The following is a 12903-nucleotide window of genomic DNA, read 5'->3' as shown; positions in this document are numbered from 1 at the left end:
TTAGTCACCGTCCCCTTCAAATGTGGCCCAGTGGTTCAGTGGCCCATGCCCATGACCGACTTGAATCCCATTGGCAATGGTTGCTTGAACGTACTTCTTACCAATCCGGATGGCCGTTTCAACATCGGCGCCCTTGGCAATCTCTGCGGTAATGCAAGACGAGAGCGTGTCGCCAGTCCCGTGAGTTCGAACCGTGTCAATTCGCGGTGAGCTCACCCAGAAGGATTTGCCGCTCTCAAGGAGAATGAAGTCTGAGGACTCTTTTGATTCAGTTTGGTGGCCGCCCTTGATCAAAACGTTTTTAACCCCCAGATCCTGCAGCTTCTTGGCGGCATCGATCATCTGATCCTTGTCTTCAATCTTCATGCCAGTCAATTCTTCGGCCTCAGGCAAATTGGGTGTCAAAATATCGGCCAGCGGCAACAACTGCTCACGAACCGTCTTAATCGCATCTTCTGAAAGCAAGCGGGCACCACCTTTGGCAACCATCACCGGATCAACCGTGAGAGTCCCCAAATCATATTTTTTCAAATTCTCAACCACTGCTTCAACCGTGGCGACGTCCGCCAACATCCCTGTTTTACAAGCGCGAATTTTCAAATCGTCTGCGACTGAGGCAAACTGTTCATCAATCAGTTTCTTGGGAATCGGCATAAAGTCCTGAACCCCAATCGTGTTTTGCGCCGTGACGGCCACAATCACTGCCGCCGAGAAAACGTGGCGCATCTGCATGGTCTTAATGTCGGCCATCACGCCGGCACCGCCACCACTGTCAGTTCCCGCGATTGTTAAAGTTTGAACTGTTTCGTTAACCATTATTTTGAGTCCTACCTTTCTTTGTTGAGCTTGTGATCATGTGGGTTTTTCCGTATATATCATACTTTGTGGAAACGTTCTCCAACGGCCCTGACCCCCTACTGTGTAAGGCAAAAATTCAAACGATGAACCAAAACCGTTCATCCTTTAAATTTCCGCCTTACACTCCGGGGTCAAACCGGGCCTCGTCGCACTCTTTTCTACTCAAAATTCGCATACTTCTCAACGGTCTTAGTATCAATCAAATGAAGCTCGTCGATCAACTGAACACCAAATGATCCTGCCAGCGGTTTGGGCATTGATTTGGCAACGACTTCACCGGCCACATCAAAGACCGACGTGGCCGTCTGGGCTGCTTCGAAATAGTCGTGCTCGACACCACAGAAGCAACCGATGGTACTGGACAGCATATCCCCGGAACCAACGTGCAGCTTGAACAAATCCGTTTCATTGTAGATTCGGACCACCGCCTCACCATCGGTAATGATATCGGTCTTGCCGCTTTCAACCACGACACAGTTGCGCTTCTTGGCTAATTTCTTGGCAATTTCTTCCAAGTCACCGCTGCCTTCACCGGCATCAATCCCCTTGGCATTCCACTCAACGTCCGCCAATGCAGCAATCTCACCCGCGTTACCACGAATGACCGCGACATCAATCTGATCCAGTAATTCATTGCAGCGTTCTTTACGGTAGTCAACCGCGCCCACAGCCACTGGGTCGATGATGATGGGTTTCTTGTATTGATTGGCGAAAGTCGTTACCGCACTAATCTGTTCCAACTGACCCTCGGTAAACGCGCCCAGGTTAACGGTCACCGAGTCGGCCATTTGGACCATTGGCTCGGCCTCGTTCTTTTCTTCAGACATAATTGGTGATGCACCCAACGCATTAATGCCATTGGCAACATCTTGAACGGTAACAAAGTTGGAGATGTTAAAAGCGATGGGGTTCTTTTTTCGTAATGTGTCTAATAAATCGATTTTCATTTGATCCTTCTCCTTTGTTGTTTTGCTTGCTGACAAAAATAGGAGCTGAGACACTTGGTGTCTGCAGCTCCTGGGTGATTGGTTTTGGTTGGTGGTTTCTGCTGGATTTTTGCTGTTATCTAGCGGAAACGTGCTCCAAGGCCCTGACCCCTACCGTGTAAGGCAAAAATTTAAACGATGAACCAAACCCGTTCATCCTTTAAATTCCCGCCTTACACTCCGGGGTCAACCCGGGTCTCGTCGCACTCTGCTGGATTTTTGCTGTTATCTAGCGGAAACGTGCTCCCAGGGGCAGTGGCCTGCATCTAAGGAACTTCGGCCGAAAATCTAACTCGATTTCCGTCCAAAGTCCCTTAGACTCCGGTCACTAACCGCCCGTGATCGCACTCTGCTTCCCTACCCCAGTCCTAGCTGACAGGTTCAAAGGGTTTCGACCTGGTTCAGGTCGGTCTCAGCTGCTACATAGCAGTTCCCCCAGTGTTTCTAAGTTAATGGTACTTTATTTAATTTCAGTGGTCAATTGCTATCTGTTTTGACCCGTTTCTCGGTTGACAACTTGCTGAGCGTACTTATTCAAGGCCTCAAAGAAGGCGTCCAGGCACTTGTCCGGCATGAAGCGCTTCATTAACATTGCCGGTTTAGCGCCCGTTCCAATCGCATACCTGGTCTTCGGTCGTCTGGAAAAGACTGCCCGGTCGACAGATCTGGCCACTACCCTCGGGGCTGCAGCAAACTTGTAGGAAATCGCAAAGAAAGCCGCCGATCGCCGGGCCAATTTGGCATAGGGACCGCTGCCAGACGCATCCATCATCCGGTCCATGGCACCATCCTTCCACTCGGACTGAATCGCACCGGGTTCGATGATTGCCACGTCAATGCCAAATGGTTTCAATTCCTGTCGCAGCGAATCACTGATCCCCTCCACTGCGAATTTGGAGCCGATGTACCAGCTGCCCAAGAGCATGTTGCCAATCTTGCCGGCCATGGATGACATGTTGATAATCCGGCCGCTATGCTGCTTTCGCATGATCGGCAGGACCGCTTGAATCATTTTGACTAAACCGAAGACGTTGACTTTGAATTCGTACTCGCCTTCCGTCAAGGTGACTTCTTCAACCGAGCCAAACGATCCGATGCCGGCGTTATTGACTAAGACATCAATCCGGCCGGTTTTGGCGACGATCTCACTGACGACCCGATCGATTTCATCGTGGTCGGTAACATCCAAATGCATGGTGTGGATACCCAAATCATCCAGCTCGTTCATCGCATACACTCTGCGAGCCAGTGCATAGACTTCCATACCGTTTCGATAGAGGTTCTTGGCAATCTGCATGCCGATTCCTGATGAAGCGCCCGTCACAATCGCAACTCTTTGATCCATAGTGATCCCTCCCGAACTTGTTCCAAATTAGTTCCAGTATATCACGATAAAGCGTTCACATGGGCTTTACTCTGCAATTCCAAAAGTGGTAATATGCTAATCAAACGTTAAGGACAGGAGCTGATAGAATGGTAAAAATACGGCCGATTAAACAACAAGATGACTTCGAGCTGGCAAAAATTATTCGGACCATTTTAAAATCATACGGACTGGATATTCCGGGGACCGCGTATTTCGACAAAGAACTTGACCATTTGAGCAGCTTCTATGGCCAAAAGGATGACCGGGAATACTTCGTTGCTGTCGATGACGCCGGCAACGTCCTGGGTGGCAACGGCATCGCTGAGTTCGATCATGCCAATCATGTGGCCGAACTTCAGAAACTGTATTTAACTGACTCGGCCCGCGGCCACCATCTCAGCTACAGATTGTTGGACACAGCGGTCGGGTTTGCCAAGGGGGCCGGCTATCAGACGGTCTACCTGGAGACCCACCACGCTTTGAAAGAAGCAATTCACCTGTACACTGAATACGGCTTTACCGATTTGGGGCATCCCCTGAATAACGGTGAGCACTCCTCAATGGATAAATTCTTTGTACTTCATATTTGATTTCTATAAAATAGTGTTAGAGACACAATAGGAGGTTCGAACATGTCATTAACAGATACGTACACCTTATATAACGGGGTCAAGATTCCCCAAGTCGGCTTTGGTACTTGGCAATCCGCCAATGGCGATGAGGCTTACCATGCCGTTTTAGCAGCTCTTAACGCCGGCTATCGCCACATTGACACAGCTGCAGCTTACGGCAACGAGGAAAGTGTCGGTCAAGCCATCAAAGATAGCGGCGTTCCCCGGGAAGATTTATTTGTGACAACCAAACTCTGGAATGCTGATCACGGTTATGAGAAGACCAAGGAAGCCTTTGGCCGATCCTTGGAAAAGTTGGGATTGGACTATGTCAATCTCTACTTGATTCATTGGCCCAATCCGGTTGCCTTTCGAGACAATTGGCAGGAAGCCAACGCTGAATCCTGGCGGGCCATGGAAGAATTTTATGCAGCCGGGACTGCCAAGGCAATTGGTGTTTCCAACTTCCGGCCAAAACATTTGGACGCATTGTTGGAAACGGCTAAGGTTAAGCCAATGGTTAACCAGATGTTCATCAATCCGTCGGACATGCAGCCGGCGGTCGTGGAATATAATGATGACCACGATATTTTGACCGAAGCTTACAGTCCTCTTGGAACCGGTGAAATTTTCAAGATTCCAGAATTGGCTACAATTGGTCGAAAGTATGACAAGACGCCGGCTCAGGTGGTTCTCCGCTGGTCACTGCAGCATGGATTCCTGCCGCTGCCAAAATCAATCCACGAGAAGTACATTAAAGAAAATGCCGATATCTTCGACTTTAACTTGTCAAATACCGATATGAAGACCATTGACGGCTTCCATGGTCAAGCAGGTTTGGCAACCGATCCTGATACTGCAACCTGGTAAGTCGATTGATTCAATTCAATCCAGAATTTATTTTAGAAAAAGCTCAATTCATTTGGTGCGCCACTTTTGTTACCCTCAATCCGCGGTAACCGTGGCCGCCAGCCATTTAAGGCAATCAATCTTTTGTCCGCAATTAAGGATAATCGATTGATTGCCTTAAATTCTTTGACGAAACACCTCGCGTCCGCCTGCTTCACATGCGAATAGCCCTCGTGATGTGCTATCATACTAGTAACTAAGAATATTAAGGACGGTTCAATGTATAACGATAATAATACGGTTCACGTTAACGAAGGTGAACAATTAACAATTGAAATTAAGCGAATGGGAATCAACGGCGAAGGCATCGGTTACTACGAACGCAAACTGGTTTTCGTTCCCGGTGCGCTCCCAACCGAAAAAGTCATCGTTGAAGTCACCAACGATTTAAATAACTTTATCCGGGCCAAGCTCGTCGAAATTTTGATCAAGAGCAAGGACCGGATTCAACCAGTGGACGACTACGCAAATGACGTTGGCGGTTTTGAGTTGGAAAATTTGGCCTACCCAAAGCAATTGGAGTTCAAACGAGACGTTGTCCGCCAGTCGCTGGAAAAATACCAGCCCACCGGTTATCGCCGCTTTAAGCTGCTGCCAACCATCGGTATGGATGATCCGACCCATTACCGGAACAAGGCGACATTCCAAATCCGTCACGACGAGAACGGCAACACGATTGCCGGCTTGTACAAAGCCCGCAGCCATGACGTTGTTGACCTCAAGACCTCAGCATTACAGTACCCACTGACGATGAAAGTCATGCGGGCAATTGTGACGATGATTGATGAACTGGGCATCCCCGCATATGACGAAGAGAAAAACGCCGGGATCATCAAAACCGTCGTTGTCCGAGCCGCCATCGCAACCGATCAAGTCCAGGTCACCTTTATCACTCAAAGCAAGAAACTGCTCAAGAAGCACCAGCTATTGGAACGCATCAAGGCGGAATTACCGGAAGTCGTTTCAGTCATGCAAAATGTTAATCCGGGCAGAACCTCACTGATTTGGGGCGATGAAATGATTCATCTGGCTGGTCGGGAAACCATCACAGAAGTGCTTAACGGCCTGAAGTTTGATTTATCCGCCCGGGCATTTCTCCAGGCCAACCCTGCAATGACCTCGATCCTTTATGATGAGGCCTTCAAAGCACTGGATCTCAAGGGCAACGAAAAATTGGTTGATGCCTATTCAGGTGTCGGGACCATCGGCCTTTCGGTGGCCAAGCAGGTCCGCGAAGTCCGCGGGATGGATACGATTGCCGAAGCGGTTCAAGACGCCAATGCCAATTCAGTGCGTAACGGCATCTTTAACTGTTTATACGAGGTCGGTGAAGCTGAGGAACTGCTTCCGGAGTGGGTTGACGACGGCTGGACTCCGACCGCATTAATCGTCGATCCCCCACGAACTGGTTTAGCGGATTCGCTGATTGACACCATTTTAGATATCGTGCCGAAGAAATTCGTCTACATTTCCTGTAACCCATCGACTTTGGCGCAGGATTTAGTAAAATTAACCGAGAAGTATAACGTTGAATATATTCAATCAGTGGATTTGATGCCGCAAACCTCCCGTTGTGAATGTGTTGTTAAATTCAAGAAAAAGTAACCATTAGTTCGAAAGGAGGCTCCCCATGCAAAACCCATTTGGTAATGGCAATAATGATGACAATAACCAAAATGATCCTAACAATCCAACTGGACTCCCGATTCCACCGAACTTTGCTACTGTCGTGAACAAAGAAAACGGTCAGATTCGGATCGCCAAAGTTGGTCCGTCATTCACCGCCCTTTTATTCAACCTCTGGGTGCCAATTTTCCGATCAGACTGGTATAACCTGCTGTGTATGGCTGGAGTGGAAATCATTGCCGGAATGGCGCTGTCACTTGGAATGGGCGAACCATTCCAAGTTGCCTACACCCTTGGCTCATATGGTCTCGGCATCGTTTGGATGCTGATTTATAACATGATGTACTTCAAGCACCTGTTCAACATTGGCTTTGTTCCCGCGGATGAACGGTCTAAGGAACTGCTCAGTAATGCTAATTATTGGAAAGAGCCAAAAGATAAAAATGAATAATATAAATAGAGTGCTCAGCCAAAAATCAATTTTTGACTGAGCACTCTATTTTTGTACACTATTAAACTGTAAGCCTAAATTTTAACCCGATATCCCCGAGTAGCCTGCACAGCAGCCTGCCAGCCGCGATACAGCTTTTGTCGGCGTGAATCTTCCATGTTTGGTGTGAAAGTTCGGCCCGGCTCTTGGAGGCTCTTGATTTCATCAATATCCTTCCAGAAACCGACTGCCAGTCCAGCCAAGATGGCGGCACCAAATGCAGTGGTGTTCTCATCAGCCGCCCGTTGGATTGGGATATTTAAAATATCAGCTTGGAACTGCATCAGGTAACTGTTCCGTGAAGCGCCACCGTCAGCCATCAGTTCAGGGATGTGCATGCTGGTATCTTTTTCCATGGTCTGAATGATGTCCTTGGTACCGTATGCGATCGACTGCAAGGTTGCCTTCACAAAGTCGTCCTTGGTCGTTCCGCGAGTTAAGCCGAAGACCGCCCCACGAACATCTTGTTCCCAGTAGGGGGCTCCTAAACCGTTGAATGCTGGGACAACATAGACTTCATCGTCGTCTTCGGAATTCATAGCCGCCTGACGGGATTCAGGAACGTTGTCAATGAGTTGCAGGCTGTCTGCCAACCAGGACAAAGCAGTTCCGGCAGCAAAAATTGAACCTTCAAGCGCATAGGTGACTTTCCCGTTGAAATTATAAGCAATCGTCGTCAGCAGGTTATCATCTGAAATCTCTGGTTTGGAGCCGGTATTCATCATAATGAAGGCACCATCACCATAAGTATTTTTAATCATGCCCGGTTCAAACGCCAGCTGCCCAATCAAAGCGGCCGACTGGTCACCGGCAATCCCGGCGATTGGCACTTCAATACCATAGAATTGATAATTCTTCGTCGTCCCATATAGTTCACTGGAAGTCTTCACTTCTGGCAGCATGGCCTTTGGAATGTTGAGTAATTTTAAAATATCATCATCCCATTGCAGGGTGTGAATGTTAAACAGCATGGTACGACTGGCGTTTGAGTAATCGGTAACGTGATACTCGCCACCGGAAAGTTTCCAAACCAGCCACGTATCAACCGTTCCAAACATCAACTCACCTTTTTCGGCACGCTCTTGAGCACCATCAATGTGGTCCAAAATCCAGCGGACCTTGGTTGCTGAGAAATAAGAGTCAATAATCAAGCCGGTCTTCTTGTGAATCATACCAGAATAGCCGTCATTCTTTAATTTTCGGGCCAAAGCGGCGGTTTGCTTAGACTGCCAACCAATTGCATTATAAATTGGTTCACCGGTCTCCTTGTCCCAAATAAGGGTGGTTTCACGTTGGTTAACGATGCCGATTCCCTCAATATCTTCTGGATGAATGCCGGCATCAATGAACGCCGAAGAAATCACATTCAAAACGGATGTCCAAATCTCATTGGGGTCTGTTTCAACCCAGCCATTATGTGGGATTGCCTGCTTAACGGGCTTTGAAGCTTCAATAACTTTCCGACCGCTGTGGTCAAAAATCATTGCTCGAGTCGAAGTCGTACCTTGATCAATTGATAAAACATATTTTGGTCTGTCTGTTAACATTAGATTCCCTCCAAACACTAGAAAGCGATTACATATTCCATTAAAAATTTTTCGGTAACTCGAATTTTCAAATCAATTTATAGCCTTTTGATTATATTAAAAAAGCACATTATGAACTATACCATAACGTGCATTACAATTCAAATTGCTGGTTCAATCACTTTTTGTGAAGTAATACTCAACTAGACCAATTAACGTTTTACCTGCACGTGAATGTCGTCGCCATTGTCATTAAGCTCTTCATCATAACTAAAGTTGGCATCAGTGAAGTAATGTTTGATTTCCTTGTTGACGTTCTCAAGCGGACGATTATCTCCGTCTTGGCGGTTGATCACAATTTCGTATTCCTTCTTGTCATCGTCGGTGTTGACAAAACTATAAATAACATCAACGGTATTTAAAATTTCTTGAATCATTTGGCGTTCAGTCATTTCAATACCCCTTTCACTTACCTATATATCCACTTTAGCGCTAAATGCAAAAAAATGTTAATAAATTATTCTTAAGCTTATGCTTGTGAGAAAAATTGTTTACATCCAGCAGAATTGTGAACTATAATTAATTTTATCATAAGAGGTGACAATGTTGACTATTGCGACAAAAGAAATTTCAAATGAATTGATGAATGCTTATAAGAATAAAAAATTAGTGCGCATTCAAACCGGCGACGGCACGCTGACAGGAAGTGTCGCTGCAGTCAATGACGATCAGGCTTTCATCGAGCGTCCTGCTAAAGGCGTCACGGTGGTCAAGTTGGGGAGCATTGATCGCGTTCAGGTTTTAAATTAGTTGTTGTTTGCTGAATATTATTTGTGGGCGCTTCGTGGCTGGTTGGCTGCGGAGGTCTTTTTTTGTTTGATGAATTGAATCAGCGCGGATGATAGTTAGGGTAATAGGTGATCCGAGTTAAAGTGAACCGACTTGGAATAAATGATTTCACCTTAAAGGAGACAAAAAAATTGTATTGGTGATTGATCCTTGCAGCATAATAATATAAGTTGCCACTTCCTTGATTATCCGAACTAAAAGTAAATTTCACGTGATTTGCTTTTCTCAACCATTCATAGGCGGCCGAGTTACTCATTTTCCTTAGCTTGTGGTATTGATGGTCGCGGATATTCTTGTTGAGATCTCTTTGGATGTAGCTTTCAGCATGCTCATCGAAAGTGACCATTGTCCATAAGAAGTACGAGCCTACCAGTAGGACGAGTGATGTGATTATGATTAATATTTTTTTGATTCTGTTCATCTCCTAAAACTGATATTAATTTCAGGATAAAACGATGTGGGTTTATCGGCAAGCTGAGTTTGTTTGGTTAAGCCGAAATTCACGAACTGAATCCACTCGTTTATCATCTGCGCCTACCAGCATTAAAAATACGCTCCGACGGCCGGCTGAAAGCCTGCCTAGTCCTGTGGGCGACGCCCCAGGACCCTACTGCATAAACAAGAAATCCCCAAGATGAACAGAACCCGTTCAGCACCCCCCCAGTTCCATGGTGTTGATATTACAAGGATTTGAGCACTTATTTTATCTACCGCTCCCTGCTGCTTCCAAAATACGCTCCGACGCCCCTGACCCCTGCTACACAAGTCAAAAGGACCAGTGATGAACGAAAACCGTTCATCACTGGTCCTTTTGACTTGTGCTCCGGGGTCACCCGGGGCTCGTCGCGCTCTACTTGTTGTTCTCATACATCACATTTTCGAATTTCTTTCTTAACTTCTCTGTCAGCAAAATAATATTCTTTGGCGGCCGATTGACGCTGAAGTCGAAACAGAACCTCAGCGGGACGCCCATATTATAATCTTCTTCGTACGCCGAGACCTTCTTGGGATCCACATCCTGCTTATAGCCCATCAGCACCTGCATGCCCAGTTTCTTGTGGGCATCCCAGTTGCTGGCATTCCGATGGCCATCCAACAGCTGACGCACCTTGATGCTTTCCAACGCTTTGATCAGCGTTTTTGCGTTGCTAATTTTGTGCTGCACACCCAGGAAGACAAAGTAGCGATGCATCACTGGGATAACGGATGTGAAAAAGACGTTGGTCGCTGCAATTTTTTCCGGAAATAAATCCATGACAACTTCTTTGACCGACTTTGCAGAATATTGTCGCGGACTTCGTAATTGATATTTATATGCTAAGCCAACAAATGCCTGAGTAATGTATCCAGCTGCTGCTCTTTCGGGTTTGGTTAACTTTCGAAATGAGCGGGTTGTTTGGAATCGCCGAAACCACAGACGATTATTTTCGAAATGCTTCTCAGCTTCTACTTCCGAATATTCTCGTTCCACAAGACCGCCTCCTCTACCGTGAATATTAACACGATTTGTGAAAGAACAGTATCAATTTGACCAGGAGGCTTTCAGTAAAGATGTTCAAACCAAATTAAATATTATACAATGGAATTCATGATCAATTGAAGGAGAATTTGAATACATAATGGCAAAAATGAAAGACTTCAAGCAGCGCCTTTATTACCTGGGGCTGTCAATTATTATTAACTCTGCGGGAAACGCCCTGGCAATTTCCTCCAACCTCGGAAGCGCGGTGTGGACCGGATCCGCTGTTAACCTTTCCAAATGGGTCAACATCCCCCTGGGAACGACGCTGTTTATCTACGGCATCATTGTTACTTTGAGCAATCAGTTACTACTGGGGTCCTTTGACCGCCGCCGGTTTTTCTCCAACCTGCTTTACACCGTGCCGTTCAGTTACCTGGTAGCGCTGTTCACATTCATCTTTAATTCACTAGGAGTCCCGGCAATGGACTTCTACGTCCGCCTCATTTTGGATATCATCGGCCTGTATTGCGTGGCAATGGCAGTTTCGATGTACGCCCGGGCCAACTTGATTATGCATCCCAACGACGACTTGGCATACATCATCCGTTTCAAATACATTCATGGCAGTGCCGTGTTATCCCAGTGGCTGAGCTACATTCCACCGGTCGTCATCATCTCGGCATCCTATTTATTTACCGGGAAACTTTATGCAATTGGTTTTGGAACCATCTTTGCCTTACTGTTCCAAGGCACAATGATGAAATGGTCCGACACCCATGCCTTCCCCAAGCTTAAGCACCACGTTGATCTTTAATGAATTCAGCAATTCGTCTAAAGGTCTTTTTTGTTTCGGACAATTTGAACCAAAGGGTGTAGTCATGATACCCATCCTTAAAGGCAATGACTTCTGGATCGGCTCCCTCGGCATTCTGTAATGCCTCAATGAACTGAAGATCGCAGGGAACCAGCATCTCATTTTCACCATAGAAGATTTGAACTGGGCCGACTCCTTTTAATCGATCCGCATCGGTATAATCGACCCATTTTTCAGGCGTGGCCCCTTGGTCAAACCAACGGCCAATCTCCTGCAATGTTGGTAGATCCAATAAGATGTCCTCATCAGCCCGCTCGGCAATCGCTGGGCTGGTCAACTTGGTGTCCAACCACGGCGAGATGAAACTGCTGCCAGCTGCTTTTCCTGGATTATCCACCAGCAGCTGCAAAGCAATCTTTGCCCCAGCCGAATCGGCAACAATGAATGTCGGCAGTTCCGACTCAATCACCAAGTCAAATGCTGCCTGGGTAAATTGTAAGATTTCGTCTGCACTGTGTTTAGGCAACAGTGGAAAATCAGCCACTTGGATCAGACTATTTGATTCTGTGGCAATCTTGGTAATCATTTCCAGTTGGTCTTCATTCATCGGCACTGTAAATGCCCCACCATGGAAATAGAGAATCTGGCTGGTGGGGTTTTGAATTGGTTGAATTGTGACCAACTGGCCATTTTTGACCGGACGAATTTTGTACTGATCAGCACTTTGACGAAAAATATTGATCTTCTGATTAGGCTTCAAGAAGCTGTGGGCGACGCTTTTTTTGTAGTTTTCAGCCCTAAATTTCTTGATAAACCGTTTAGCCATAAAGCTCATTTGAAATCCTCCTCATCTCGCTGTTTCTTACGGTCAATTTTAATCTTTTATAAATTTATCGGACAAATTGTGGTGAAATTCGCAAAAGTTCACAAAATCTTCACACTTTTTTCAAACTTTGGTCATATTCATTCTATATAGTGTAGATATAAACATAAAGTGATACGTCATTTTATGTGGCAATAAATTAAATCCCCCTTTAATTTATTACTTTTGTATTCATATTCTTCCCCTAGAATATAGGTAACTTGAGGTAAGGCATCCCCGTGTCTTATCTTTTTTTGTGCCCACTATCCAATCGATTGAAAAAGTTCACAAAATCTTCACAATTAATTCATACTTTAGCCTAACTTTTCCTGTATGCTTATTTTGAATAGAAGTTAAGGCTTCTCTTCACCTCATATTTGTCAGAAATGATAAAATCAATTTGATTTAAACCTTATCTCCCCCTCAAAAAAAGATTAGGTATAAAATGGACTGTCGCGAAGGTCACAATCTTTCGCCGCAGCCTTTTTTATCCGCCAAAATAAGTTTGCTAAAATTCACAAAAAGTTCACACTTTCGTCCAACT

At 45.9% G+C, this 12903-nt stretch carries 13 protein-coding genes; 6 read left to right on the top strand and 7 right to left on the bottom strand.

The genetic code is table 11. The features are described from left to right. The 3 genes from thiD to KE627_RS08485 form a co-directional block, all read right to left on the bottom strand. Nucleotides 1–816 (bottom strand): bifunctional hydroxymethylpyrimidine kinase/phosphomethylpyrimidine kinase, encoded by an 816-nt coding sequence (thiD, locus tag KE627_RS08495; protein ID WP_013727350.1) that lies wholly within the window; start codon nt 814–816, stop codon nt 1–3. Nucleotides 817–1016: 200 nt separating this feature from the next. Then, a complete protein-coding gene (gene thiM, locus KE627_RS08490; protein ID WP_056939016.1) occupies nt 1017–1805 on the bottom strand; it encodes a hydroxyethylthiazole kinase in 789 nt (262 codons plus the stop codon). 523 nt (nt 1806–2328) lie between these two features. Further along, nucleotides 2329–3189 (bottom strand): oxidoreductase, encoded by an 861-nt coding sequence (locus KE627_RS08485; RefSeq protein ID WP_013727348.1) that lies wholly within the window; start codon nt 3187–3189, stop codon nt 2329–2331. A 128-nt stretch (nt 3190–3317) separates the two neighbouring features. Here KE627_RS08485 and KE627_RS08480 point away from each other — a divergent pair, with 128 nt between their 5' ends. The 4 genes from KE627_RS08480 (at nt 3318) to KE627_RS08465 (ending at nt 6807) form a co-directional block, all read left to right on the top strand. Beyond that, nucleotides 3318–3800: a GNAT family N-acetyltransferase gene (locus KE627_RS08480; RefSeq protein WP_013727347.1), complete on the top strand. Its 483-nt coding sequence runs from the start codon at nt 3318–3320 to the stop codon at nt 3798–3800. Nucleotides 3801–3842: 42 nt separating this feature from the next. Continuing rightward, entirely contained in the window at nt 3843–4691 is an 849-nt protein-coding gene (locus tag KE627_RS08475; protein WP_013727346.1) for an aldo/keto reductase, read from the top strand. 258 nt (nt 4692–4949) lie between these two features. Then, nucleotides 4950–6335, top strand: a complete 1386-nt coding sequence (rlmD, locus tag KE627_RS08470) for a 23S rRNA (uracil(1939)-C(5))-methyltransferase RlmD (RefSeq protein ID WP_013727345.1) — start codon at nt 4950–4952, stop codon at nt 6333–6335. Between the two features lie 25 nt (nt 6336–6360). Further along, the gene (locus KE627_RS08465; RefSeq protein WP_013727344.1) at nt 6361–6807 is read left to right on the top strand and encodes a hypothetical protein; all 447 of its coding nucleotides are present in this window, start codon (nt 6361–6363) and stop codon (nt 6805–6807) included. Between the two features lie 74 nt (nt 6808–6881). On the opposite strand, the gene glpK is transcribed toward KE627_RS08465, so the two are convergent. Then, the gene (glpK, locus tag KE627_RS08460; protein WP_013727343.1) at nt 6882–8393 is read right to left on the bottom strand and encodes a glycerol kinase GlpK; all 1512 of its coding nucleotides are present in this window, start codon (nt 8391–8393) and stop codon (nt 6882–6884) included. A gap of 191 nt (nt 8394–8584) precedes the next feature. Beyond that, entirely contained in the window at nt 8585–8824 is a 240-nt protein-coding gene (locus KE627_RS08455; RefSeq protein ID WP_013727342.1) for a hypothetical protein, read from the bottom strand. Between the two features lie 151 nt (nt 8825–8975). Between KE627_RS08455 and KE627_RS08450 the strand changes: the two genes are divergently transcribed. Then, nucleotides 8976–9182 (top strand): hypothetical protein, encoded by a 207-nt coding sequence (locus KE627_RS08450; protein WP_013727341.1) that lies wholly within the window; start codon nt 8976–8978, stop codon nt 9180–9182. 889 nt (nt 9183–10071) lie between these two features. Here the strand turns inward: KE627_RS08450 and KE627_RS08445 are convergent. Next, nucleotides 10072–10692 (bottom strand): hypothetical protein, encoded by a 621-nt coding sequence (locus KE627_RS08445; protein ID WP_013727340.1) that lies wholly within the window; start codon nt 10690–10692, stop codon nt 10072–10074. Between the two features lie 148 nt (nt 10693–10840). Between KE627_RS08445 and KE627_RS08440 the strand changes: the two genes are divergently transcribed. After that, the gene (locus KE627_RS08440) at nt 10841–11497 is read left to right on the top strand and encodes a YczE/YyaS/YitT family protein (RefSeq protein ID WP_013727339.1); all 657 of its coding nucleotides are present in this window, start codon (nt 10841–10843) and stop codon (nt 11495–11497) included. Here the strand turns inward: KE627_RS08440 and KE627_RS08435 are convergent. After that, complete coding sequence (locus KE627_RS08435; RefSeq protein WP_056939017.1) at nt 11475–12332, bottom strand: alpha/beta hydrolase; 858 nt, start codon at nt 12330–12332, stop codon at nt 11475–11477. The two genes, KE627_RS08440 and KE627_RS08435, sit on opposite strands and share 23 nt — an antisense overlap. Between the last annotated feature and the right edge of the window lie 571 nt (nt 12333–12903).

The sequence above is a fragment of the Lentilactobacillus buchneri genome, assembly GCF_018314255.1.
GTDB classification, from domain to species: Bacteria; Bacillota; Bacilli; order Lactobacillales; family Lactobacillaceae; genus Lentilactobacillus; species Lentilactobacillus buchneri.
This window is presented reverse-complemented; position numbering and strand designations above follow the sequence as displayed.

Bases quoted from the DNA above. Each gene is read 5' to 3' on its own strand.
- KE627_RS08465 (WP_013727344.1), top strand. From the start codon at position 6,361: ATGCAAAACCCATTTGGTAATGGCAATAATGATGACAATAACCAAAAT.
- thiD (WP_013727350.1), bottom strand. From the start codon at position 816: ATGGTTAACGAAACAGTTCAAACTTTAACAATCGCGGGAACTGACAGT.
- KE627_RS08475 (WP_013727346.1), top strand. From the start codon at position 3,843: ATGTCATTAACAGATACGTACACCTTATATAACGGGGTCAAGATTCCC.
- glpK (WP_013727343.1), bottom strand. From the start codon at position 8,393: ATGTTAACAGACAGACCAAAATATGTTTTATCAATTGATCAAGGTACG.
- KE627_RS08480 (WP_013727347.1), top strand. From the start codon at position 3,318: ATGGTAAAAATACGGCCGATTAAACAACAAGATGACTTCGAGCTGGCA.
- KE627_RS08435 (WP_056939017.1), bottom strand. From the start codon at position 12,332: ATGAGCTTTATGGCTAAACGGTTTATCAAGAAATTTAGGGCTGAAAAC.
- KE627_RS08450 (WP_013727341.1), top strand. From the start codon at position 8,976: ATGTTGACTATTGCGACAAAAGAAATTTCAAATGAATTGATGAATGCT.
- KE627_RS08485 (WP_013727348.1), bottom strand. From the start codon at position 3,189: ATGGATCAAAGAGTTGCGATTGTGACGGGCGCTTCATCAGGAATCGGC.
- rlmD (WP_013727345.1), top strand. From the start codon at position 4,950: ATGTATAACGATAATAATACGGTTCACGTTAACGAAGGTGAACAATTA.
- thiM (WP_056939016.1), bottom strand. From the start codon at position 1,805: ATGAAAATCGATTTATTAGACACATTACGAAAAAAGAACCCCATCGCT.
- KE627_RS08440 (WP_013727339.1), top strand. From the start codon at position 10,841: ATGGCAAAAATGAAAGACTTCAAGCAGCGCCTTTATTACCTGGGGCTG.
- KE627_RS08455 (WP_013727342.1), bottom strand. From the start codon at position 8,824: ATGACTGAACGCCAAATGATTCAAGAAATTTTAAATACCGTTGATGTT.